The 22,540-nt window shown below is 71.8% G+C and carries 17 protein-coding genes; 9 read left to right on the top strand and 8 right to left on the bottom strand.

The window, feature by feature from the left end; translation table 11 throughout:
- Window positions 1-123: 123 nt before the first annotated feature.
- Window positions 124-882, bottom strand: a complete 759-nt coding sequence (locus SSP24_RS26305) for an SCO2400 family protein (protein WP_218037106.1) — start codon at window positions 880-882, stop codon at window positions 124-126.
- 320 nt (window positions 883-1,202) lie between these two features.
- Here SSP24_RS26305 and SSP24_RS26300 point away from each other — a divergent pair, with 320 nt between their 5' ends.
- From SSP24_RS26300 to SSP24_RS26280, 5 genes are all read left to right on the top strand, one after another.
- Window positions 1,203-2,924, top strand: coding sequence for a lysyl oxidase family protein (locus SSP24_RS26300; protein ID WP_141312175.1), 1,722 nt, complete (start codon window positions 1,203-1,205; stop codon window positions 2,922-2,924).
- Window positions 2,925-3,247: 323 nt separating this feature from the next.
- On the top strand, window positions 3,248-4,684 hold the full coding sequence (locus tag SSP24_RS26295) for a condensation domain-containing protein (protein WP_141312174.1): 1,437 nt from the start codon (window positions 3,248-3,250) through the stop codon (window positions 4,682-4,684).
- Window positions 4,681-5,748 carry an effector-associated domain 2-containing protein gene (locus tag SSP24_RS26290; protein WP_141312173.1) on the top strand — a complete coding sequence of 356 codons (1,068 nt, stop codon included), beginning with the start codon at window positions 4,681-4,683 and terminating at the stop codon, window positions 5,746-5,748. Before SSP24_RS26295 ends, SSP24_RS26290 begins: the two co-directional genes overlap by 4 nt.
- A gap of 124 nt (window positions 5,749-5,872) precedes the next feature.
- On the top strand, window positions 5,873-6,052 hold the full coding sequence (locus SSP24_RS26285) for an FxSxx-COOH-like cyclophane-containing RiPP peptide (protein ID WP_141312172.1): 180 nt from the start codon (window positions 5,873-5,875) through the stop codon (window positions 6,050-6,052).
- A gap of 21 nt (window positions 6,053-6,073) precedes the next feature.
- On the top strand, window positions 6,074-7,918 hold the full coding sequence (locus SSP24_RS26280; RefSeq protein WP_141312171.1) for an HEXXH motif domain-containing protein: 1,845 nt from the start codon (window positions 6,074-6,076) through the stop codon (window positions 7,916-7,918).
- Window positions 7,919-8,090: 172 nt separating this feature from the next.
- Here the strand turns inward: SSP24_RS26280 and fxsT are convergent, their stop codons facing one another.
- The 5 genes from fxsT to SSP24_RS26255 form a co-directional block, all read right to left on the bottom strand.
- Window positions 8,091-12,044, bottom strand: coding sequence for an FxSxx-COOH system tetratricopeptide repeat protein (gene fxsT / locus SSP24_RS26275; protein WP_167529708.1), 3,954 nt, complete (start codon window positions 12,042-12,044; stop codon window positions 8,091-8,093).
- A gap of 207 nt (window positions 12,045-12,251) precedes the next feature.
- Window positions 12,252-13,799, bottom strand: a complete 1,548-nt coding sequence (locus SSP24_RS26270) for a VMAP-C domain-containing protein (RefSeq protein ID WP_141312169.1) — start codon at window positions 13,797-13,799, stop codon at window positions 12,252-12,254.
- Between the two features lie 103 nt (window positions 13,800-13,902).
- Window positions 13,903-14,211 (bottom strand): trypco2 family protein, encoded by a 309-nt coding sequence (locus SSP24_RS26265; RefSeq protein WP_141312168.1) that lies wholly within the window; start codon window positions 14,209-14,211, stop codon window positions 13,903-13,905.
- A gap of 54 nt (window positions 14,212-14,265) precedes the next feature.
- Complete coding sequence (locus tag SSP24_RS26260) at window positions 14,266-15,141, bottom strand: serine hydrolase (protein WP_141312167.1); 876 nt, start codon at window positions 15,139-15,141, stop codon at window positions 14,266-14,268.
- Entirely contained in the window at window positions 15,138-16,094 is a 957-nt protein-coding gene (locus SSP24_RS26255) for a LysR family transcriptional regulator (RefSeq protein ID WP_141312166.1), read from the bottom strand. Before SSP24_RS26255 ends, SSP24_RS26260 begins: the two co-directional genes overlap by 4 nt.
- 106 nt (window positions 16,095-16,200) lie before the next feature.
- Between SSP24_RS26255 and SSP24_RS26250 the strand changes: the two genes are divergently transcribed.
- Both SSP24_RS26250 and bla read left to right on the top strand, forming a co-directional pair.
- Window positions 16,201-17,841 carry a penicillin-binding transpeptidase domain-containing protein gene (locus SSP24_RS26250; RefSeq protein ID WP_141312224.1) on the top strand — a complete coding sequence of 547 codons (1,641 nt, stop codon included), beginning with the start codon at window positions 16,201-16,203 and terminating at the stop codon, window positions 17,839-17,841.
- A 17-nt stretch (window positions 17,842-17,858) separates the two neighbouring features.
- On the top strand, window positions 17,859-18,770 hold the full coding sequence (gene bla / locus SSP24_RS26245) for a class A beta-lactamase (RefSeq protein ID WP_229865035.1): 912 nt from the start codon (window positions 17,859-17,861) through the stop codon (window positions 18,768-18,770).
- A gap of 42 nt (window positions 18,771-18,812) precedes the next feature.
- On the opposite strand, the gene SSP24_RS26240 is transcribed toward bla, so the two are convergent.
- On the bottom strand, window positions 18,813-20,045 hold the full coding sequence (locus tag SSP24_RS26240; protein WP_141312223.1) for a bifunctional glycosyltransferase family 2/GtrA family protein: 1,233 nt from the start codon (window positions 20,043-20,045) through the stop codon (window positions 18,813-18,815).
- A gap of 678 nt (window positions 20,046-20,723) precedes the next feature.
- Between SSP24_RS26240 and SSP24_RS44300 the strand changes: the two genes are divergently transcribed.
- Window positions 20,724-21,467, top strand: a complete 744-nt coding sequence (locus SSP24_RS44300; protein WP_373306682.1) for a hypothetical protein — start codon at window positions 20,724-20,726, stop codon at window positions 21,465-21,467.
- Window positions 21,468-21,490: 23 nt separating this feature from the next.
- Here SSP24_RS44300 and SSP24_RS26225 read toward each other — a convergent pair whose 3' ends face one another.
- Window positions 21,491-21,694: a DUF4287 domain-containing protein gene (locus SSP24_RS26225; protein WP_141312164.1), complete on the bottom strand. Its 204-nt coding sequence runs from the start codon at window positions 21,692-21,694 to the stop codon at window positions 21,491-21,493.
- 225 nt (window positions 21,695-21,919) lie between these two features.
- Here SSP24_RS26225 and SSP24_RS26220 point away from each other — a divergent pair, with 225 nt between their 5' ends.
- Window positions 21,920-22,525: a tellurite resistance TerB family protein gene (locus tag SSP24_RS26220; protein ID WP_174864714.1), complete on the top strand. Its 606-nt coding sequence runs from the start codon at window positions 21,920-21,922 to the stop codon at window positions 22,523-22,525.
- Window positions 22,526-22,540: the final 15 nt, after the last annotated feature.

The following is a 22,540-nucleotide window of genomic DNA, read 5'->3' as shown; positions in this document are numbered from 1 at the left end:
CGCCGGACGATACGAGGACTTTGTCCACTTCACCGGAAAGGTGAACCTCGGCGTGTGGGAGCGTGGCGTCCGGAGCGGGAGTGCGGCGTCCGCAACGGGGATCGGAGGAGGCCCGACCAGGTGTCAGCCCAGGCAGAGCACCAGTACGCAGAGCTGGGGTGACGTGGGTGTCGTCGCCGGGGCGGAGGTCGCCGGGTCGGGGGTGGTGGGCTTCGTGCCGGTGTCGGCCGGGGGTGAGGTCGGCTGGGGCGGCGTGGTGGGGGTGGCGCTGGGGGCCGTGTCCACCGGGGGCACCTGGGAGTCGGAGCGGTGTTGCGGGGCTTGGGGCGCCGTCGTCGGGGCCGAGACCGGCGTGTCCGGGGGCGCGCTGTGCGGGGCGGGGTTTGTGGGGCGCTGCTGGGTGCGGCTCGCCGCGGAGTCGGAGGCGGAGTCCGGGGACTGGGACCGCGGGGCGGTCGGCCCGGGCGCGGTGCGCTGCTTATCCGGCTGGGGACGTATGTCCTCCGCCGGCTGCCGCCCCGCGGTGTCCAGGGTCAGCTCGGGTGCGGCGGTCGCCTGGGCGCGGTCGGTGGGGGCGCCGCGGTCCATCGTGGTGAGGGTCAGTCCGCCGCCGACCAGGGCGACCGCCGTCGCCACCAGGGCCCGGCGCTGGCTCTTCTTCCAGCGGACCCGCTGCCGACGCCGGGCCGCGCGGCCTTCCGGCAGAGGGGCCGTCTCCTCGGTCTTCGGGACCGGTGGCGTGTGCACCGGCTCCGGCTCGGCCTCGGCCCGGACGGCGGCCGGTGCGATGTCCGGAGCGTAGGCGCCGCATCCGGGGCACACCAGGGCGCCGTTGAGATGCCGACGGCACGAGGAGCAGTAGTCCATCTGCCAGTAGTCCATCTGCGGTCTTCCTGAGTCGAATGCCCCCCGAACGGCCTGCAACGGTAACGACGGATTCCGGCCACTGTGTGCAGCCTGTGTGACGCTCCTGCGCAGATTCGCCCGGGCGAGGCGTCCCTTCCGGCCACGTCAGGCCCGCATCTCGTACGAACTTCGGCCCCAACAGGCAACCCGGACACGGGCTTTGCCTATCTCACAGGATGCTCACAGACTCTCAGGGCGCCAGGCGCGTGGGGTGCGTCGGTACAGCGGTGGCCGGGGCCGATGTGGGCTGTCCGGTCCGATGCCGCCCACGGGTGGCACTCGCAGACGAGGAACCGATGACCAGTCAGCAACACCGCAATCGCGTGAAGCGTTCGGCGCTCGCCGCCGGCACCGCGCTCGCCGTCGTCGTCGGCGGCGCCGCGGTCGCCTCGGGGGCCGACCCGGCACGCACCACGCCCGGTAAACCGCAGCTCAAGCTGATCGCCGCGTCGAAGTCCGTGACGCTGGATCGCTGGGAGGAGGACCCCGGGGTCTATCTCGACCTCGGGACGTATGTGACGGTCGACAACGCGCCGCTGGAGTTGAAGGTGACGCGCAAGTCGTACAAGGACCCGGTGGTCGCCCAGCAGGTCCTGCGCGACGGCAAAACCGTCCGGACCAAGAAGCTGCCCGCCGGTCTTGTGAAGGACTTCTCCGGGCTGCCCGGCTTCCTTGAGGTGTCGATCAAGAACGCGGCCGGTGAGGAGGTATCGAAGTCCAAGGGCACCTTCTGCCCGAACAACGCCTCCGGCCGCCTCCGCCCGGACGCCCCGGCTACCTCGCACTACCCGGAGAGCTGCCCCACGAACCCGTGGACGCTGGGCTCCGTGTGGGGCGTGGAGAAGGGCTGGGCGTCCAACTCCAGCACCGTCGACTACGACAAGCCGGTGGATCTGCCGGCCGGTGAGTACACGGCGAAGGTGGCGGTGGCGAAGAAGTACCGCGACCTGTTCGGCATCCCGAACGACCAGCCGACCATCAAGGTGACCGTCCGGCAGATCACCGACGGCGGTGAAGGCCAGGGCGGGGCCGCCGCGCGTTCCGGCGCCCACCACAGCGGGCACGGCGGTCATGACGCGGGTGGTCACGCCTCGGGTGCGCACGTCGCAGGTGGGCACGCCGCGGGTGGGCACGCCGCCCATCACTACGGCCCTCGCGGTGCCGACGCCCCCACCCCGCCCCAGCTGTCGCACGCCCTTGAGGACCGGGGCCGCGCCTCGCACCTGGGCGACGGGCCGGGGCACACCGACGGCTCGCGGATCGCGCCCGCGCTGAAGCCCAACGCCAAGCGGCCCACCGGGCGCGCGGGCGTCCCGGCCAACGTGCCGAAGCCCGACCTGCGTTCGCTGCCGGCGTGGGACATCGCCATCACGGACGGCGAGGACGGGGACGTACCGGGCAAGGACTACCTGGCGTTCAGCGCGAACGTGTGGAACGCCGGGCCCGCGCCGCTCGTCGTGGACGGGTTCCGCAGCCCGGGCGCGGACCTGATGGACGCGTACCAGTACTTCTACGACGCGGACGGCAAGCAGGTCGGGTACACGCCCACCGGCACCATGGAGTGGGACCCGCGCATCGGGCACGAGCACTGGCACTTCACGGACTTCGCCAGCTACCGGCTGCTGAGCGAGGACCAGACCAAGGAGGTGCGCAGCGGCAAGGAGGCGTTCTGCCTGGCCAACACCGACGCCATCGACTACACGGTGAAGAACGCCAACTGGCACCCGTACAACACGGACCTGTCGACCGCGTGCGGTCAGCAGAACTCCATCTCCGTCCGTGAGGTGCTCGACGTCGGCTCCGGTGACACGTACACCCAGTACCGTCCCGGCCAGTCCTTCGACATCACCGACCTGCCGAACGGCACGTACTACATCCAGGTGATCGCCAACCCGGAGAAGCGCCTCAAGGAAACCAACCTCAACAACAACGTCGCCCTCCGCAAGGTCGTCCTGGGCGGCGAACCGGGCGCCCGCACGGTCCAGGTCCCCCCGCACGACCTGATCAACGCCCCGTAACACCGACCCGACGAACGCCCCCGGTGCCACGCCGGGGGCGTTCCCGTGCGTGGACACCGTCCCCGGCTACCGCTTCAGCGCCCGATACCGCTTGAGCAGCGCGGTGATGCGCTGCTGATGCCGGTCCACGGATGCCCCTCTGTCCGTGCTGTTGCAAACCCCCCGCCCCAGTGAAGCAGCTCACGCGACACGGACGCCGAAAACTGCGCGTTTCTTCCGCAACCCCTGAGCGTTGGTCCCTTTGTGCACTGAGCGATGCCCAGTAGACACGGTCGCCGAGCCGGTCGTCTCCCGTGGGCAGGCGAACGGAGAATGCTGTGCGAATGACCGACATCCAGCGCTGCGAGGTCCGCCCCGGGCGGCTCGTGGAGTGGACGCTGCATCCGGCGGCCGTCGAGGCCGCGGCCGACATGCCGGACGACTCCCGGCCGCCCGCCTACGTCCAGGAGTCGCACGTGCGCACCGCGCGTTCCGTGCGCGAGGACGGCCTGTTCGTGCCGACCTGGCTCGGCGCGGCGTTCGACATCCCGGGCCGGGCCGATCTCGACGTACTCCAGGAGGCCCTGCGGGCCTGGACCCTGCGGCACGAGACGCTGCGCAGCGGCTTCCGCTGGATCGACGACGACATGCGGCGCTTCACGCTCGACGCGGACGTGGTCGTCCTGCACCGCGTGGACCGGGGCGCATTCGGCGACGCGGCCAGGCTGACCCGCTATCTGCAGGACCGGTTCGACACCGTGGCGGACGCGCTGAGCTGGCCCAACTTCATCTACACCGCCGTCGTCCGCGACGAGGGCACCAGCGTCTACATGGCCTTCGACCACAGCAACGTCGACGCCCACTCCCTCTACCGCATCCCCGCCGAGATCCACGAGCTGTACGCCTCCGCCCTCGCCGGCCGCCGCCTCGACGCGCCCCCCGTCGCCAGTTACGTCGACTTCTGCGCCCTCGAACGCACCGAAGCGGACCGCCTCGACGACACCCACGAGATCGTCGCCCGCTGGCGGGAGTTCATCGCCCAGTGCGACGGTCGGCTGCCCAACTTCCCCGTCGAGCTCGGCCTCGACCCCGAAGGGCCGCTGCCCGCGCAGAAGTTCATGCAGGAGATGCTCGTCCCCGACGCCGACGCCACCGCCTTCGAGGCGTACTGCCGCCCCTACGGCGGCAGCCTGGTCGGCGTCCTCGCCGCCACCGCGCTCATCGTCCGTGAGATCGCCGGCCAGCAGGTGTACCGCACGGTCGTGCCCTTCCACACCCGCGTCCGCTCCCAGTGGTCGGACTCCGTCGGCTGGTACGTCGGCGGCGCCCCGATCGAGGTCCCCGTCGCCGAGGCACCCGACTTCGACAGCGCCCTGCGCATGGTCCGCAGCGCCCTGCGCGAGAACCGCCCCCTGTCCCGCAAGCCCATCGCCCGCGTCCTCAAACTCCTCGGCGCCGACTTCCGCCCCACCTCCCCCGACCTGTACTCGATCGTCTCCTTCGTCGACGCCCGCGCCACCACCGGCTCCGAACGCTGGCAGGACCTGAAGGCCTACGGCCTGATCCGGGTGTCGTACGGCGACCAGGTCTGCGTCTGGCTGACCCGCCTCCACGAGGGCCTCCAACTCGCCAGCCGCTACCCGGACACCGACGTCGCACGCAAGAACATGCGGCTGTTCACGCAGCGCCTGCGCGAGCACATCGTCGCCGTGGCCCGGGAAGCTCCCCTCACGGTCGCTCCGGCGTACGCCCCGCACCCCAGGGGTAGTGGACCGATGTGACGGACCGGGGGGAGCAGCAAGGGCTGGACGTGGCGCGCGTGGCCGAGATACTCGTGGCCGCGAGACCCGGGCGGCGGGGGTCCGGTTATCGCGTGACCACCGCCTGCGTGCTCACGGCCGCCCATGTCGTGGCCGGGCCCGTCGACTCCGTGCGCGTCCGCTTCGACGCCGACCGGCCCGGTCAGTGGAGCGCCGACGCCCGCGTCGTCCTGCTGGACGAGGCCGCCGACGTCGCCCTGCTGGAGCTGACCGGCGCCCCGCCCGGCCTCCCCGCCGTCGCCCCGCCCCGCTACGCCGCCGTCCCGGACGCCGATGTGGTGCTGCCCTTCAGCGCCATGGGCTTCCCCCGCTTCAAGCTCCGCAAGGACACCGCACGACCCCTCGACGACGGCTCGCCCAGCCAGTACCGCGACTCATGCCATGTCTCCGGCACCGTCTCCGTCCTGTCCAACCGCCGCGAGGGCACGCTCGAACTGGCCGTCGTCGTCCCGCCCGCCGACGTCGAACCGGACCGCTCCCCGTGGGAGGGCATGTCCGGTGCGGCGGTGTGGTGCGGGGGCGCGGTGATCGGGGTCGTGAGTACGCACCATCGCGCGGACGGCCTGGGGCGGCTCGCGGCCCGGCGGGTGGAGCGGTGGTACGACGTCCTGTCCCCGGCCGCGCTGGAGCGGTTCGGCCGGTACGCCGGACTGCCCCCGCGCGACGGCCTCGCCTCCGCCGACGGCACCGCGCTTCCCCACCCGGTCACGCCCCTGACCGGGCTGCCCGGCGAACTGCCCCTGCGCGAACTGGTCGACCTCGTCGACGCCCTCACGGCCCTGCCCCTGCTGCGGAGCGGCAACGGCATGGCCCTGCTGCTGGACAGCATCAGCGACCGCATCGCGGCCAACAGCCCCCGCGACCCCAGGCTGCGGATGGACGTCTACGGCATCGTGCGCACCTGCCTGCGCTACCCGGGCACGCTCGACCAGCTCCTGGAAGCGGTACGGCTGCTGGAAGGACCGTCGCCGGAAGTGGAGCGGGTCGACCGGGCCGCCGCCCGGCTGGCCGGGCGTTACGGCTGACGTGATCTCGCGAGGCGGCCGGGAAGTGGGGTTTCGACTTGTGGTCCGCTGGGTCATGATGGTTGGGAGCCGACAGCGCGGACTCGTAGGCACAGGAGGGGACTTGGCAGCCGTGGAGCAAACGATGCCTGCCGTCGAGTCTTGTCTCGTCGATCTGTCGGGGGTCTCCCTGCAAGCGCTGCGCTCCCTGGACGGCCCGGACTTCACCGAGTCGCTGGAGCGGCTGCTGCACCACATCGACGGCCCCCAGGGCATCACAGCCGGGGGCTTCAACGACTCCCGTCTCGACGACTCGACGAGGTGACCGTGGTGCGGTGGGGGATCCGTGGCCGCTGACGCCACGACGACGGGAGATCACCTGCCCTTCCATCGGCTCCCGGCGGCCGACGTCGAGGCGCTCGCCCGCGGCGAGGGCGACGACGCGGTGGTTCGGGCGCTGCTCGGCGCGGAACGCAGCCGCCGCCTGCTGTTGCTGCGGGCCCTGGACAACGCGCTGACCCGCAACGAGGCCACGTCGCTGGTGCACGCGGATGCCTGGGCCCTGCTGGAGCGCGCCCAGCGGGCCGCGCCCGATGTGTTCGAGGACGTCCTGATGTCCCCCAGCACCGGGATGTGGGTCTCCCTCGCGGTACGCGCGGCCCGTGGGCGGGCACCGGGCGAGGAGCAGGCGCCCAGTTGGGTGGTCACCGGGTATCTCTCGGCGCTGGCCGCCGCAGCCGCGGCCCGGGCCGGGGTGGACTTCTCGATCACCGTTCCGGTTCGGCACGGGATGGTGCTGCTGCCCACGCTGGGCTGCGCGGTCCTGCCGGAGCGTCAGCCGTGGAGCACCGCCCGGGTGACGGGACACGCGGGCCGGTTACGGATCACCGGGGCGGGTGAGGACGTCGAGGTCGTGTCCGGCCGGGAGGTGCGTGGGCCCAGCTGGCTGCCGGTGCGGCGGCTGACGCTGGGCGCGGGCGGGGCGGTGAAGCACCTCGTGCTGGAGGAGCTGGATCCGTACCGGACGTTCCCCCGCCCCAGCGAGCCCCGGCCGATGCCGGAGGCGGAGGCGGCGTCCTGGTCGGCGCTCCTCGCCGACGCCTGGGAGATCGTGCGGCGCGACGATCCGGTGACCGCCGGGGCGATGCGGCGTGGGCTGATGTCGGTGGCTCCGACCCCGGTGAGAGAAAGGTTTCGGCCGTACAGCTGCACGGCGTCCGCCGCGTTCGGCGGGGTCGTCGCCTCCCGCCCGGACGACGCCGTCCAGCTCGCCGCGACGCTCGTGCACGAGTTCCAGCACATCAAGCTGGGCGCCCTGATCAATCTCGGTCCCCTCACCGAGCCGCCGCACGGCCCCGACGCGCCCGAGGAGCTCTTCTACGCCCCCTGGCGCGACGACCCGCGCCCGTTGGGCGGCCTCCTCCAGGGCATCTACGCCTTCCTGGGCGTCGCCCGGTTCTGGCGCGCCCACCGCCACACGGCCGACCCGGCGTACGTCTCGCCGGCCCACTTCGAGTTCGCACTGTGGCGCGGCCAGGTGTGGTCCGTACTGAACGAGGTGCACGGCCACGCCATGCTGACGCCGCTGGGCCGGTACCTCCTGGAGCGCCTGCGCGAGCGGTGCGCGCGGTGGATGACGGAGGAGGTCCCCGCCGAGGAACTCCGCCTGGCCGAGTGGGTCGCCGCCGACCATCGGTCCCGCTGGCGTGCCCACCATCTGCACCCGCCCGCCGAAGCCGTCGAGGAGGCGGTACGCGACTGGCGGCACGGCGCCGCCCGGCCACCGTCCGCCTTGGCCGCCGTGCCCGCCCTGGTCCCCGACAGCGAGGTCCGCTTCCTGGACACCGCGGCGGTCCTGGCCCGCCACCACCTCACCGACCCCGAGGGCGCTGTGCGGACCCCGCCTGTGGAGGGCGCCGACCCGGCCGACGCCCTGCTGATCGCCGGTCGGCACGAGGCGGCCCGGGAGGCGTACGCGGCCCGCCTGTCCGGCAAGGAGGCCCCGGTGTCCGCCTGGGCGGGGCTGGGCCGGGCCCTCTCGCCCGACCCGTCCCACGAGGTGGCGGCCCGCCTCCTGCTCAACCACCCGGAACGCGCCCGGGCCGTGCAGGACGCCCTGCTCACCACGACGGGGCACGCCGCCGATCCCGTACGGCTGGCTCAGTGGCTGGGGCAGGACCTGGCGGACTAGGCCCTGTCGTCAAATTCCCGTCTGCCCGGCGACGCCTGGCACGCACGCTCGCTCACGCTCGAACCGGCTTCGCCAGCTCGCGCGGGGGCACCCCCATCGCCGCCGCCGGGCCCGCCCTCCGGGCGGACGACGGGAATTTGACGACAGGACCTAGGGCCAGTCCGGCGGTCGGCTACAGCGGCAGCGGATCGATGTCGCAGTTGGCACGCTGGCCCTCCAGGAACTGGGCCGTCGCGGGGTGGTGGCCTGTGCTGGGCTCGGTTTCCGCGCGGGAGGCGTCGAGGACACGGGTCATGCGGTCCAGGGTGTCCTGGCGGAGCGTGGTGGCCTGGGCCTGCACGCCGACCGACGCGAGGTCCATCGACAGGTTGGCCGCGCACATCAGGGTGGTGGGGTGGTCCTCGCCGAAGGAGGACCGGCACAGGGCCAGGGTGTCCTCGCCACGGCGGCGGGCCTCCTCGTGCAGGCCGAGGGCGGCGAGGTCGCTGGCCAGGTTGATGGCGCAGATGAGGGCGAGCGGGTGGCCCGCGCCCAGCCGGTCGGCGAGGGAGGCGAGGGCCGTCTCGTCGAGGCGGCGGGCCTCCTCCGGCTGCCCGAGCATGCGCAGCGTGACGGCCAGGTCGACGTCGGCGGACAGCACGTGCGGGTGGTGCTGGTCGTAGATCTGCCGGTAGCCCTCGCAGGCCTTGAGGCCGCGGGTGCGGGCCGCCTGGAGGTCGCCGTTCTGCCGCAGTGCCACCGACAGGGTGAGGGCGGCGGCCAGCGACTGGGGGTGGGTGTCGCCGTAGCGGCGGGTGAACTGGGCGTGGGCCTCGGTGGCCAGCTCCAGCGCGCGCAGGTGGTCGCCCCCCTTGCGGCTGGCCTCGCTCAGCTGGCGCATGGTCTCGATGGTGGTGGGGTTGCCGTGGCCGAACACGTCCCGGCAGGCGACCAGGACGGGCTCCTGAAGGGAGCGCGCACCGACGTAGTCGCCGGTCTCCCGGACGTCGATGGCGACGCTGTTCTCGGTGATCAGGGTCCGCCGGTCCTCGCGGCCGAACAGCCGCAGTTTCATGGCCAGCGTGCGCTGGTCGAGTTCGAGGGCCTGCCGGAAGTCACCGGCGAGGCGCAGGCTCACACCGAAGTTGTGGGCGATGTTGAGGGTGGTCGGGTCCTCGTCGCCGAAGGCCCTTTGGGCGCGCTCGTAGGCGATGCGGTCCAGCTCGGCGCCGGTGGCGAAACGGCCCTCGGCCCGGCGTACGGCGGCTTCCATCTGGATCGCGTCGAGCGCGCTCTCCCGGGTGTCCTCCTGGTCGTCGGGCGCGGTGCGCTCGTACACCTCCCGCAGGCGCGCCACCAGCCGTGCGGCGTCGTCGAACCGGCCCACCACCCAGTACATGAAGCACACCTGCCGCCCCATGAGCAGCGTCTGCTGGTCCTCCTCGCCGAAGATGGTCAGCCAGGACTCCCAGGCCTGCTCCGAGAAGTCCAGAGACACGTCGTGGTCGCCCCAGAAGAACAGGTACCTCGCGATGTTGTGCACCAGGTGACGCACCCACGGCTGGTCCGACTTGATCGCGTCCGAGGCGATGACATGGCTGTACAGCTCCGCGTACCGGGGCCAACTCGCGGGGCTCTCCGGTGTCTTGGGGTCGGCAGCGGCCAGCAGGGTGTGGGCACCGTGGCGCATGCGGGACTGCTCCTCGGGGGTCATCCGGTTGTTCAGGACGAGCTGCACCAGGCGGTGCATCTCGATCGAGTTCGTCCGGTGGTCGATGCGGGCGAGGGAGTAGCGGTTCACCTCCCTTATCGCCCGGGCGAGCCGCATCGGGTCGTTCAGTGCCGCGTCCAGCTCGGGGAAGATGCTGCTGTTGCCGAGTCCGGAGAAGATCGAACGGGAGATCGGGTCGGGCGCGAAGTAGGAGCACAGCTGGAGCAGCCGCAGTGCGGCCGGGCTGCGGGTCTCCAGGTGGTCCAGGGAGACGTTCCAGGCGGCGGCGACGGGGAGTTGGTAGTCCGGCGGCGGGGCCACTTCGAGCAGCTCCATCCGCTTGTTCTCGAACAGCCGCAGATACTCCGAGGCGGGCATCCCGGTCTCCGCCCGCCAGGCCGCGGCCTGCTCCAGCGCCAGCGGCAGGTCGCCGAGCGCCTCGGCCAGCGCGTCGGCCTCGTCGTCGCGCAGCGGCGGGCCGGAGCGGCGCAGCAGCTCCTTGCTCTCCTCGCGGGTGAACACGTCCACTTCGAGGGAGCCGCCGACCTGGCCCCAGCGCCGGTTGCGGGAGGTGACGAGGATGGTGCCGTTGCCGCCCTGCGGGAAGTAGTGGCGGACCTGCTCGGGGTTGTCGGCGTTGTCGAAGATCAGCAGCCAGCGGGAGTACGGCCGACCCTCGCGCAGCGCCTCGCGGACGGCGGGTCCGGCGATGTTGGCCTCGGTGGTGGTCACCAGGCCGAGCCGCTGGGCCAGTTCCACCAGCGCCTGCCCGATCTGGCCGGGCCGCTCGGCGGGGATCCACCACACGATGTCGTACTCGGACTGGTGCCGGTAGGCGTACTCGATGGCCAGCTGGGTCTTGCCGACGCCGCCCATGCCGTGGATCGCCTCGGGCAGCACGGTGGTGGTGCCCTCGCGCAGCCGCTGGTCGAGCAGTTCCAGCAGCTCGGTGCGCCCGGTGAAGTTCGGGTTGCGCGGCGGCAGGTTCCCCCAGACACGCGGCTGTGTCGTGCGGTCGCCCGTCTCCACGGTCCGCTGGGGTGATGTCGGCATCTGCGAGGCTCCTTCGGAGGGGGTCCGGGGGGCGGGGTCGGTGGCGTCGACGGCCGACCGGGCCGCCGCCACCCGCCCCGGCACTCCGCGTGGTGATTTCTCCAGGCTGACCGCGTAACGCCGATCGTGCCAGCTCAGCACCTGCGCCAGCATGGCGGCACGCTGGTCGTAGCGGCCCGACAGGGCGCGCAGGGCGGTCAGCTCCACCCGGAGGAAGGCGATGTTGCGGCTGCCGACATGCGGCATCGCCAGCGTGTCCAGCGGCTCGGTGGGCGGCGGCAGCAGGGTGCGGGCGAGGTCGTCCGCGGCGAACAGGGCGCGCACCTCGCGCAGCACCCGGGCGGTGGCGCTGCGCCGCCCGAGCGCCAGCAGCTCCTTGCGGATGTCGGGGGCGAAGGTGAACACCACGTCCGCCGGGCCCTCGCCGTGCTCCCAGGTGGGCCGTACCAGTCCGCTGATCAGCAGCTCGGAGACGTGGACCGGCCCGGCGTCCGGGGTGGTGGCGACGATCCGGCGGATGACGGGCAGGCTCAGCGGCGCGGCGGCCAGCCGGGTCGCCAGGGCGAACCCGGTGGGGCTGGCGACGGCCCGGAAGTCGGAGACCCGTTCGGCGGCGGGCACGGTGCTGAGCGGGTCGGGCAGTTCCTCCGCCCAGGGCAGCGCGCGGGCCGCGTCGGGCCGGCTCTTCCACTCGCGGGCCTGAATGGCGGACAGATCCAGCCATTCGGGCTCCGGTCCGGACACCAGCCGGGTGAGCGCCGCCGCCCACGGCCCGGTGAGCGCCAGCACGGGTACGACGACGGCGGTACCGTCCCGCTCGGCGCCGGCCTCGTCGGTGTCCCGCGGCCCGGCCGGGGGTTCGCGTTCCTCCCAGTCCCAGGCGCTGTTGGCGGCCCAGCCGTGCGGGGCCCGGATCCGCACCCGGTACACGTCGAGGCCGGTGCGGAACCACATCTGCTGCGGCAGCAGATGCACCACGGCGACCGGGCAGGTCCGCCCCCAGCCGCGCAGCAGCGGCTGGACGGCACCGAGCCGCCACCCGGCCGCGAGGCCGTCGGTCAGCACCAGCACCACGCGGCGGGCCTTCTCCGGGACGGGACCTAACGGCTCCTCAGGGCTCACCCGGGCCGCGTCGGTCTCGTCGGTGCCGAGCAGCCGTACCACCCGTACGCGGGTGAAGGCGCCCGTTCGTTCGAGTTCCTCGACCAGGTCGTCGCGGACCGTCTCGTACCACACCCGCATGGTGGGGTGGGTGTCGATGACCAGAACCGCTTCCGCGGGCTCGGGCCCGCCCGGCTGCTGACCGAGCCGGCTCAGGACATGAGCGGCCTCACGGCGTGCCCGTGCGGACTCCTCCGGTCGCTGGCCATCGTCATCATGCATGCGTGCCCTCAAGGCGTCGTAGTGACGATGAGCGGGTGGCGGAGTCGCGCAGACCCCCGGCATGCGTGACAGCCACGGGCAAAGCCTGACAGCGGTTCCGTTCGTGAAGCAAGTGCGCACGGGGGCTCGCGCCGGGTGCATACGAAAGCATGACGGAAGCAGTGAGGCCGACCTGAAACACAGGCGGGCGGTTACGCGCACGCTCGTTCAATTCGGGTCACCCTTCGGCTCGCGGGCGGGCGTTCCGTGCACCTCTGACCCGGTCGGCCGCTCCCCCCGCGCATGGTCGGGTCCCGGGGGCACGGGCCGGCGTTCCGGGTCGTCGAGCAGGATCGCCAGATGGCGTCCCACGTGGTTGTCCCACCCCTCGGGCCCCATGGCCAGCGCATCCTTGCGCCATCTTCCGGTCCGCTCCAGCAGACCGGCGAGCCCCCGGTCCTGCACGATGTCGGCGACGGCCTCCTTGAAGGCCGGGTCGGAGCAGTCGCCGCGGTGCCAGATCATGGCCGGGACGCCCGCCCGCAGGCCCGCGAGGTACTCCTGGCGGCTGGTGACCGAGTCGGTGCCCGGCGGTTCACTGAGCACCAGGCAGACGGCGTGCTCGTCCTCCTTCAGCTCCCGCTCCAGATGGAAGTGGGAGTGGCCGGGCCGGTTCCAGTAGGAGTGGGTGTCGGCCGGACGTTCCTTGAAGTGCCGCCACTTGTTGTGCCAGGGCCGGTGCCAGGCGGCCCTTCTGAGCCGCTCGAAGCTGCGCACCAGGACGGCGTAGTCCATCACCAGCGGGGTCGGGGAGGGCGAGTCGGACTCCTTGTGCCACCACTCGACGGGTTCGCCGAGCAGTTCCCACGGGAGGATGAACTCCAGTACCACCGGCTGGCGCAGATCCGACCAGCGTTCCTCCGTCTGCTCGATGAGCAGTTCGACCTCGGAGGGGAGTTCGTCGCGGTGCAGATGCAGGGTCTCGCCGGGCACCGGGTGCCAGCCCTCCGCGTCGGACTGCCGCCAGTGGGAGAGGTAGTAGCGGTCGCGGTCCACGCCGTCCGGCTCGAACTGGATCATCAGATACGCCGGCATCAGCGAGGAGGCCACGGGTTCGGCGACGCCGCTGCCGCGCTGCCACTCGGCCATCTTGTCCTCCAGGCCCCAGGTGCGGGCCTGCCGGCGGTTCCAGCGGCGCAGCCGCTCGGCGGCGTCCCTCCGCCCGTCCTCGACCAGCTGGTCGGCGGCCAGGGACAAGAACGCCATGCTCACCGGGAGTTCCTTCGCCGCCGAGTTGTCCCCGGCCAGCCGCAGGAACACCGCCCAGCCCGTGTCGCACCACGACGGCAGCTCCTGGGTGCGCGAACGGCTCGCGCGGCGCGCCATCGCGGCCAGCGTGGACGCGGAGCGGATCTCCTGGAGCAGCGGCCGCAGCGGATGCAGATCGGCCCCGTCGAAGAAATCGACGGCCTCCCACTCGTCCACCAGCCGCCGCAGCGCCGTCACGGCGGTCGACTGCTGCTCGACGTACCCCAGACAGCGCACCAGGCAGGGCAGCCCGTCCGGCACGCCCGCGCACTTCTCCACCAGGTGCAGCAGCCAGGGCCGTAACGCCTCACCGCGTAACGGCTCCACCGGTGCGCCCAGTTCCTGCCCCAGCATGGTCACCAGCAGGTCCGCGCTGCTCGTGTGCCGCAGCGTGGCCGACTCCTGGAGTACGTCGACGACTTCGGCCACCAGCTCGTTGCGAACCCGCGCAGGGTTGCGCCCTTCCACCCCCGTGACCTCCCGACCCGCCACCAGTGCCGCCTGAGTTACCACTGACAGTGCCGACCAGCGTACGGCCAGTCGTCCCCCCACGTCAGGGGGTAGAGACGCCCTAGCGTTCCCCTTCCGCCTCGTCGCCCGTGATCAGCACGGCGTGGTGGGTGCCGTCGGGGGCGACGAGCTTCGGCTGCAGGGTCAGGCAGATCCGGTGCGTCCGCGAGGAGTCGACCCGCGCCTCACCGCCCGCCTCCACCACCCAGAACCGCACTTTCCCCCCGGCCCCGCCCGTCCGCCCCACGGCGACGGTCGCCTCGATCTCCACCGGCCCCAACTCGAACCGCACGGGCCCATCGCCGCCACCGGCCAGCGCGCAGTTCAGCTCCTGCCTCAACTCCCGGATCATTTCGGCTAGTTCGACCATGCGGGGATCCTAGCGGCGGGAGGGAAGGGGAGGTACCAGTTCCCGCCCGGTGGCTCATGTGCGGGCGCGCAGGGCCTCGACCGCCAGTCGGGCTGTCGTACCGATGACCGAGTCCGCTGCCGGGAGGGTGGCCGCCGGGTTGGCGGTGCGGGTGAAGACGGCCACGGCGTAGCGGCCGCCGTCGGGGTACTCGACGACGCCGACCTCGTTGCGCAGGGTCGGCAGGGTGCCGGTCTTGCCCGCGACGTGGACGTCGTCGAAGGGGAAGCCGGAGGCCAGGCGGTGCGGCCAGACCTGGAGGCCGAGCAGGCGGCGGACGGCGGCGGCGTGCTCGGGGGCGCAGGCCTCGTCCCGCCATACGGCGCTCAGCAGGCGGGTCATGTCGCGGGGCGTGCTGCGGTTGGTGCGGGCCGGGTCGAGGGCCCTGAGGCGGGTCAGGACGTGCGGGTCGGTCAGGATCCGCGCGCCGCCGGGCCCGGCGTCCTGTCTGAGGGTGGCGAGGAGTTCGCCGAAGGTGTGCACGGCGTGCGTGCGGGTGAGGCCGAGGCGGGCCGTGGTGCGGTTGACGGCGTCCAGGCCGACGCGGCCCAGCAGCAGGTCGGCGGCGGTGTTGTCGCTGACGGCCGTCATCAGGTAGGCGAGGTCGCGCAGGGACATGCGTACGGGGTCCCGCATGGCGGCCAGGCCGGTGGGGCCCGGGGTGCGGCCGAGGGGCGGGCAGTCGACCTGCTCGGTCAGGTCCAAGTCGCCCGTGTCGGCGAGCTCGTGGAGGGTGACGAGGAGACACAGCTTGTGGACGCTGGCCGTGCACACCGGCTGGTCGGCGCCCGCGTCGAGCTGCGCGCCGGTGTCGATGTCGACGGCGTGCAGCCAGCCGGTGACCCCGGCTTCGGCGAAGGCCGCACGGACACGGCCGAGGGCGTCGGTCACAGCCAGTACTCCGATGCCGGGCGCAGATGGAGCGGACGGGTCGGTACGTCGGGGGCGGCGCCGGCGGTGCCGCGCAGCGCGTGGGTGGCCGCGTCCGCGAAGGCGGTCACCGCGGTGCTCCCGCGCCCCTTGGGCCAGGCGACAGAGTGCCGCCAGGCCAGCGGGGCACCGGCCAGCGAGCGCCAGACGAGGTCCGGGGCGGTGACGGTGTCGCGTGGGGTGAGGGCGACGGCTCCGGCGGACAGCACCAGGCCCCGCACGAAGCTGGCGCCCTGGGCGTGGCGTACGGCGGGCGGGGTGTAGCCGTTGCGGGCGCACGTGGTGAGGAGGTCGTCGTACAGGGCCGGGGCGTCGGTCCGGGGGAAGAGGATCAGGTCGTGGCCGGTGAGGGAGGCGAGGGGCACCTCGGTGAGGTCGGCGGCCGGGGCGCCGGGTGGCAGCAGTACGCCGAGGTCGCGGCGCAGGACCGGGCCGAGTTCCAGGCCGGTGATGTCGCAGGGGTGGTGGATGAGGCCGACGTCCAGGTCGCGGGAGGCGAAGCGGGCCAGCTGCTGGGCGGTGGACAGTTCGTGCAGCTCCAGTTCCGGCGCGGCCAGGTCGTGGCGCCGGTCGAAGTCCGCGAGGAGGGCGGCGACCGTCTCGCCGGACAGGTCCGGCGGCAGCGCGGCCCGCAGCAGGCCGGTCTCGCCGTCCCGGATGCGGTGCGCGGTGGCGAGGAATTCCTCCGAACGGGCGAGCAGTTCACGGGCCCGCGTCAGCAGCAGGGCGCCGGCCTCGGTGAGCCGCACCTGACGGCTGGTGCGCTCGAACAGCCGGACGCCCAGTTCGCGTTCCAGGCGCTGGATGCGCTGGGACAGGGGTGGCTGCGCCATGCCGAGACGGGCGGCGGCACGGCCGAAGTGTGACTCTTCTGCAACAGCCACAAAGCACTCCAGGTGCCGAACCAGGTCCACGACCAGCGACCATATCGCGGATTGATGAATCCGAGATCGATATCGGACTTGGACAGGTGGGGTGGGGCGTTGCTGTGCTCGGGGCATGGACAACCGTGAGGCGCACATGTCGGGAAGCGATTACTCCGCCGCCACGACCTGGACGGCGAGACGACGACGACCGCGGCGTCGGGTGAGAGCGGTGGCCGCCGTCGGGGTGGTGCTCGCCGTCGGGGCCGGCGGGGCGTACGCCGCCGGGGTCGGCCCCTTCGCACGGGGCGACGCCGGGCCCGATCCGGCGGCCCTGGAGCAGGCGCGGGCGTTCCTGGCCGACTGGGCGGGCGGCCGTCTGCCGAGCGCGGCCGCGCGGACGACCAGTCCCGGTACGGCCCAGGAGGTGCTGGGCAACTTCACGGCCGGGCTCGACATCAGCAAGCCGAACCTCACGGCCGCGCAGCCCCTGCTCGCGGAGGACGGGACTGTCACCGTCCCGTTCACGGCCCGGATGCCCATCACCGACCTGGGGACATGGACGTACAAGTCGGAGCTGCCGTTGCGGGAGCAGGGGGACGGGAGCTGGAAGGTGGACTGGCGGCTGTCGCTGGTCCATCCGCGGCTGAGTGAGACGGAGAAGTTCCGTCTGGAGCGGGAGGAGACGGGGGCGCCTGAGGCGACGGATCGGGAGGGGGTCATGTTGACGACCGACGAATACCCGTCCCTTGGGCCGGTGCTGGGGCAGGTCGGTGGGGCCGGTGCCGGGCCGCGGGGTGCGGTGCGGCTGGTGGACCGGGTGACGGGAGAGGTGGAGCGTACGGAGGCCCGCTTCGGGGAGGCGCCTGAGGACGGCTCGGGCGACGACGGCCCTGTGCGTACGACGCTCGACGCCGACTGGCAGTCCGCCGCCGAGCAGGCGCTCGCTCGTGAGGCCGACGGCAAGAACGCGGCGCTGGTCGCGCTGCGGATCGACAACGGGGAGATCCTGGCGGTGGCGAACTCGCCGTCGTCCGGCTTCAACCGGGCCGTCTCCGGCACCTACGCGCCCGGCTCCACCTGGAAGATCGTCACGAGCACCGCGCTGCTGCTCAAGGGGGCCGTCGGGCTGGACGACGTCGTGGACTGCCCCAAGTACCTGACGGTGGGGAAGCAGTTCCACAACGTCGAGACCTCCGAGTTCCCGGGGGCGAGCTTCCGCAAGGACTTCACCGAGTCGTGCAACACGGCGTTCATCAGCCTGCGGGGCAAGCTCGGGGACGGGCAACTCGGTGAGGTCGCGGCCAAGTACTTCGGTGTCGGGCAGGAGTGGCGCGTCGGGATCCCGTCGTACGACGGTTCGGTGCCGGTACCCCGGGACGAGACCGAGAAGGCGGCGTCGATGATCGGGCAGGGGCGGGTGCAGGCCAACCCGCTGATCATGGCGTCGGTCACGGCGACGGCGGTGTCGGGGACGTTCCACCAGCCGACGATCACGGCGGGGGACACGGGCGGGACGACGACGACTCCGCTTCCGGCGCATGTGGTGGCACAGCTGCGGGAGTTGATGCGGGCGACCGTGACCGACGGTACGGCGCGGGTGCTGGCCGATCTGCCGGGCGAGGTCGGGGCGAAGACGGGCACGGCGGAAGTGTCGGAGGAGCAGGACAACAACGGTTGGATGGTGGCGTATCGCGGCAATGTGGCGGTGGCGTGTGTGGTGGAGGAGGGCGTGACGGGCGGCGGCTCGGCGGGCCCGGTTGTCCACAGCCTGTTGACGGCGGTGCCCGAGTCATGAGCAGGAGGGAGTCCCGTATGCCTGGTCTGTCCCGTAGGCAACTGTTGCTGGGCGCGGTGCTGGTACCGCTGGGAGCGTCGGCGTGCGACCGCGCCGCACCTGAGGAGCGCGCGAGCGCCAGGCCACCGCGCCCCTCTTCCACCCGTACGCCCGACCTCTCCCGCTACGCGGCACTCGAACGCCGCCACGGAGCCCGGCTGGGGGTATTCGCCCTGGCCACCGGCACGGGAGCGACCCTGAACTACCGTGCGGACGACCGCTTCGCGCTCTGCTCCACCTTCAAGGCCCTGGCCGCGGCGGCGGTGCTGCACGAGCACCCCCTGAGCCACCTGAACCAGCGGGTCACCTACACACGGGCCGAGTTGCAGTCCTACTCGCCGATCAGCGAGGACCACATCGAGACGGGGATGACGGTCAGGGAACTGTGCGACGCGGCCGTCCGTTACAGCGACAACACGGCGGGAAACCTGCTGATGCGGGACGTCGGAGGCCCGGCGGGACTGACGGCGTACCTGCGTGGCCTCGGCGACAAGGTCAGCCGCATGGACCACTACGAGCCCGAACTGAACGGAATGGCCCCGGGCGACCCGCGCGACACGACCACACCCCGGGCCATCGCCACCACCTACCGCGACCTCGTCCTCGGCGACGCCCTCACCCCCGACCGCCGCGCCCTCCTCAAGGACTGGCTCGTCCGCAACACCACCGGCGCCAAGCGCATCCGCGCCGGTGTCCCCAAGGGCTGGACGGTGGCCGACAAGACGGGCACCGGCGAGTACGGCCGCGCCAACGACATCGGCATCGTCTGGCCACCGCACACCGAACCGCTCGTCCTCGCCGTGATGACAGACCGCTCCGGCCACGACACCCCACCCAGGGAGGCCCTGCTCGCGGAGGCCACCCGCCTGGTGGTGGCCGACCTCATCTGACGGAACGATCGTCAGCGCCGCGTGCCGACACGCAACTCCCGTTCATGAAACGGCGGATTCCGCCCGCCTGCGCGGCCGGGCGCCGAACACCCACGCTCGGAAGAGCAGGAACCGCAGCAGTGTCGCGGTCAGGTTGGCGGCGATCAGTACGGCGAGTTCGACGCGGGCCCCGGCCGACGGCGCCACCTGGTGCAGGACGGCGAGCGAGCCGCTGGTGAGCGTCAGGCCGAGCAGGAAGACCGCAAGACCCCTGGCCTGGTGGCGTACGACCCCGCCGGGGCCGCGGATGCCGAAGGTGAGGCGGCGGTTGGCGGCCGTGTTGCCGATGGCGCAGATCAGCAGCGCCAGCGCGTTGGCGGACAGGGCACCCATCATCGGGCGCAACAGCGAGTACAGCAGCAGATATGCGAGGGTGCTCACCGCTCCCACGGCGGCGAACCGCACGAGCTGCATCACCAGTCCGCCCGACGGCTCGCCCTCACCACTGCGCCGCAGTTCCGCCGGAGGCAGGGTGCCGCGCGCCAGCGACGCCCCGATCCGGGCAATGCCGCGCAGGTCGGCCAGGGCCGTGGCGACGATGTCGACCCGGCTGTCGGGGTCGTCCACCCAGTCCACCGGCACCTCGTGGATACGCAGTCCCGCCCGCTCGGCGATGACCAGCATCTCGGTGTCGAAGAACCAGCCCGAGTCCTCCACGAGGGGCAGCAGCCGCTCGGCCACATCACGCCGTACCGCCTTGAAACCGCACTGCGCGTCGGAGAAGCCCACGGCGAGGGTGGAGCGCAGGATGGCGTTGTAGGCGCGGGAGGTGAACTCCCGTTTGGGGCCGCGCACGACCCGGGAACCGCGGGCCAGGCGGGTGCCTATGGCTATGTCGGAGTGCCCGGAAATCAGTGGGGCGACGAGCGGGAGCAGCGCGGCCAGTTCCGTGGACAGGTCCACGTCGACGTATGCGAGCACGGGTGCCGACGAACGGGACCATGCGGTGTTCAGGGCCCGCCCGCGGCCCTTCTCGTCCAGCCGCAGCCCCTCCACCTCGGGCAGTTCATCGGCCAGCCGGACGGCGATCTCCGGGGTGCGGTCCGTGCTGGCGTTGTCGGCGATGGTGATACGGAACGGGTAGGGGAAGGTGTCGCGCAGGTGCGCGTGCAGCCGCCGGACGCTCGGCTCCAGATCCGTCTCCTCGTTGTACACCGGGACGACCACGTCCAGGACGGGGTCCGGATGGTCGGTCGGGACCGGCGTGCGGTGGGGCAGTGGGTGTACGTCCTTCACGGCGGTCCCTTGTTCTCTCACTGGCTCGTCCTTGTTTCGTGCTCGGCGCAAGGTATGAAGGTACGCGGACGACGGCGCCCGCGGGCAGTGGGCTGCGGGTTACGCGGTGATGAGCGCCGTCGGCGGGCCCGACGCCGCCGGGCGCCCGCACCGGAATGTAAGGCGAGTCATCTGCTTATTGCCGGGCGGGGAAATCGTTTCATTACCTTGATCCTTCACCCGTTTGCTGCGCATCCGGCGCAATCGGGTGCCGTTAGTTTGGATATGACCAAGGCAACCAGGGACGGTATTTTCGGCCTGTTGGCGAGTCAGCAGCGAGGGGGCAGGTTTGCGGGACATGCGGTGACCATGGGTCCCTATACATACATTCCCGCCCCGGCACACTGCTCGGCCAGTGTCAACGGAACACTTACCAAAGACGGACCCCCCGTCACACTCCGGGCCACCGAGCCGATTCTTCGCCATTTTCTGGATGTCATGGCCGAGATGGAAGCCGATCTCGCCCGACGGTGGATCAGGTCGCAGGGCACGTCCGCTTTCCCTACGGCGAAATAGCAAGAATTCGCTATGTATACGCAGGGTCATGGCACCGGCCGGCATCGAGGTCCGTCCGAAGCGTTCTCGCAACCCCTGGTTCCACCGGACTCCGGCTGGGATCCCGCCGAGGAGCTGGCGTTCATGCTCCAGGACGCGCTGGCGGAGGAGGCCTCCGGCGTCCCCCCGGCGGATGCCCCGGTCACCGTTCCCGCCCCCGGCACACCGCTGGAAAATCTCCAGGAGATCACGGCGGAACTGCCACCGTTGAGGGATTCCCCGAAAGGTCACCGCAAGCCACGTGAACGCGGCGGCCCGAACATCCTTCGCGCAGTCAGCCGGGTCATGGCCGCGCTGGCGGCGGTCATCGCATGCGGCGTGAGTTTCTTCGGCGGACTGGCCGTCTACGAACCGCTGCGTCTTTCCGTTAACCGTACCGACAACGGCATCGTTTCCTTGTGGCCTTTGCTGATCTACGGTCCGTGGGTGGTCGCCTCGCTGTCCGTCCTGCGCGCAGCGCTCCATCAACGCCGGGCCGTGCACTCCTGGTGTGTGATCCTCTTCTTTTCGTCCGCGGCGATGCTTTTATGTGTCGCGCAGGCGCCCAGAACCGTCGTGGACATCGTGACGGCGGCCCTGCCGGGTCTCGCGGCGCTGGCGTGCTTTCAGCAGCTCGTACGGCAGATCACCCTGACCCGCCCGCCCCGGCGCACCCTGCCCCGCCACCGCTCGCGGCCGCCCTCCCCGCCCCCGCCCAGTGATGAGCCGGGCACCTCCACGACCCAGGAGATCCGCCGGGTGAACCCGAACGCCGCACCGCCCCCACCGCGACGCGACCGCCCCTCCTCACCCCGGATCATCCCGAAACAGAGCGCCACCTCCCGGTAGACGCCCTGCTGGCGGCCCGTGCATCAGTCCTCGGCGAGGGTGTGCGCCACGAGTGCGTTGGCGTGGCCGTGGCCCAGGCCGTGATCGGTCTTGAGCCAGGAGACGAGTTCCATGTGCTTGGTCAGGGGCGAGGCGCGGATCAGGTCCTTCCACTCCGCAATCGGACGGCCGTACTTCTTCTCGATCGACGGGAAGTAGCTGGCGGGGCCCTTCACGGGTGCGGTCATGGCGGTCGCGTCCTTTTCTGCCGGGAGATCCTGCGGTTGTCGCACGTGATGACCGGCGGCGGGCGGGCAAGTGATCGGTCCGCCGTGCGTGATCCGCGTCACTTGCCTTGGGCCGTCCGGGCGTGGTCATGGAACTTCGGGGAACGGGCAGGCGTTGCCAGGAGGACGGGTGCGGACACGCACGCCGGCGACCGGAACGACACGGCTGAAGCCGAGGTGGCACGGATGGCTATGTGGGATCGGATCAAGGACCAGGCCAAGAACCTGCAGCAGCAGGCCCAGGGCGCGCGTGGCTCCGGCGCACAGGGCGGACACGGTGGGCAGGGTGGTCATGGCGCTTTCGGCGGTGCCGGCGGGCACGGCAGGCCGGGCTCCGGGTCCTCGGGCGGCTCGCGGGCCCAGTTGGTGAATACGCTCAAGTCGCAGCTCACCTCCCTGAAGACGGAGTTGAAGAGCGGCGCCTACCGGGACGCCAGCATGGCCATGTGCGCCCTGGTCGCGGCCGCCGACGGCCATGTCGACCCGACCGAGCGACAGCACGTGGAGTCGCTGATCCTGAGCAACGACGTCCTGCAGAACTTCCCGCCGGAGCAGCTGCGCCAGCGTTTCAACCAGCACGTCGACCGGCTGGCGTTCGACTTCCCGCAGGGCAAGACGCAGGTCATGCAGGAGATCGCCAAGGCGGCGAAGAAGCCGGCGGAGGCCAGAGCGGTCGTCCAGACCGGGTTCGTCATCGCCGGGGCGGACGGTTATGTCGCACCGGCGGAGGAGCAGGTGCTGCGGGAGGCCTGCTCGGTGCTGGGCCTGTCCCCTCAGGAGTTCGGCCTCTGAGCTTGCGCTGAACGC

The organism is Streptomyces spinoverrucosus (genome assembly GCF_006539505.1).
GTDB lineage: Bacteria > Actinomycetota > Actinomycetes > Streptomycetales > Streptomycetaceae > Streptomyces > Streptomyces spinoverrucosus.
This window is presented reverse-complemented; position numbering and strand designations above follow the sequence as displayed.

What these genes read in the sequence shown, in the direction of transcription:
- SSP24_RS26265 (WP_141312168.1), bottom strand. Translation starts at nt 14,211, where the DNA reads ATGGTCGAACTAGCCGAAATGATCCGGGAGTTGAGGCAGGAGCTGAAC.
- SSP24_RS26295 (WP_141312174.1), top strand. Translation starts at nt 3,248, where the DNA reads ATGACCGACATCCAGCGCTGCGAGGTCCGCCCCGGGCGGCTCGTGGAG.
- bla (WP_229865035.1), top strand. Translation starts at nt 17,859, where the DNA reads ATGCCTGGTCTGTCCCGTAGGCAACTGTTGCTGGGCGCGGTGCTGGTA.
- SSP24_RS26300 (WP_141312175.1), top strand. Translation starts at nt 1,203, where the DNA reads ATGACCAGTCAGCAACACCGCAATCGCGTGAAGCGTTCGGCGCTCGCC.
- SSP24_RS26250 (WP_141312224.1), top strand. Translation starts at nt 16,201, where the DNA reads ATGTCGGGAAGCGATTACTCCGCCGCCACGACCTGGACGGCGAGACGA.
- SSP24_RS26305 (WP_218037106.1), bottom strand. Translation starts at nt 882, where the DNA reads ATGGACTACTGGCAGATGGACTACTGCTCCTCGTGCCGTCGGCATCTC.
- SSP24_RS26225 (WP_141312164.1), bottom strand. Translation starts at nt 21,694, where the DNA reads ATGACCGCACCCGTGAAGGGCCCCGCCAGCTACTTCCCGTCGATCGAG.
- SSP24_RS26220 (WP_174864714.1), top strand. Translation starts at nt 21,920, where the DNA reads ATGGCTATGTGGGATCGGATCAAGGACCAGGCCAAGAACCTGCAGCAG.
- SSP24_RS44300 (WP_373306682.1), top strand. Translation starts at nt 20,724, where the DNA reads ATGCTCCAGGACGCGCTGGCGGAGGAGGCCTCCGGCGTCCCCCCGGCG.
- SSP24_RS26285 (WP_141312172.1), top strand. Translation starts at nt 5,873, where the DNA reads ATGCCTGCCGTCGAGTCTTGTCTCGTCGATCTGTCGGGGGTCTCCCTG.
- fxsT (WP_167529708.1), bottom strand. Translation starts at nt 12,044, where the DNA reads ATGCATGATGACGATGGCCAGCGACCGGAGGAGTCCGCACGGGCACGC.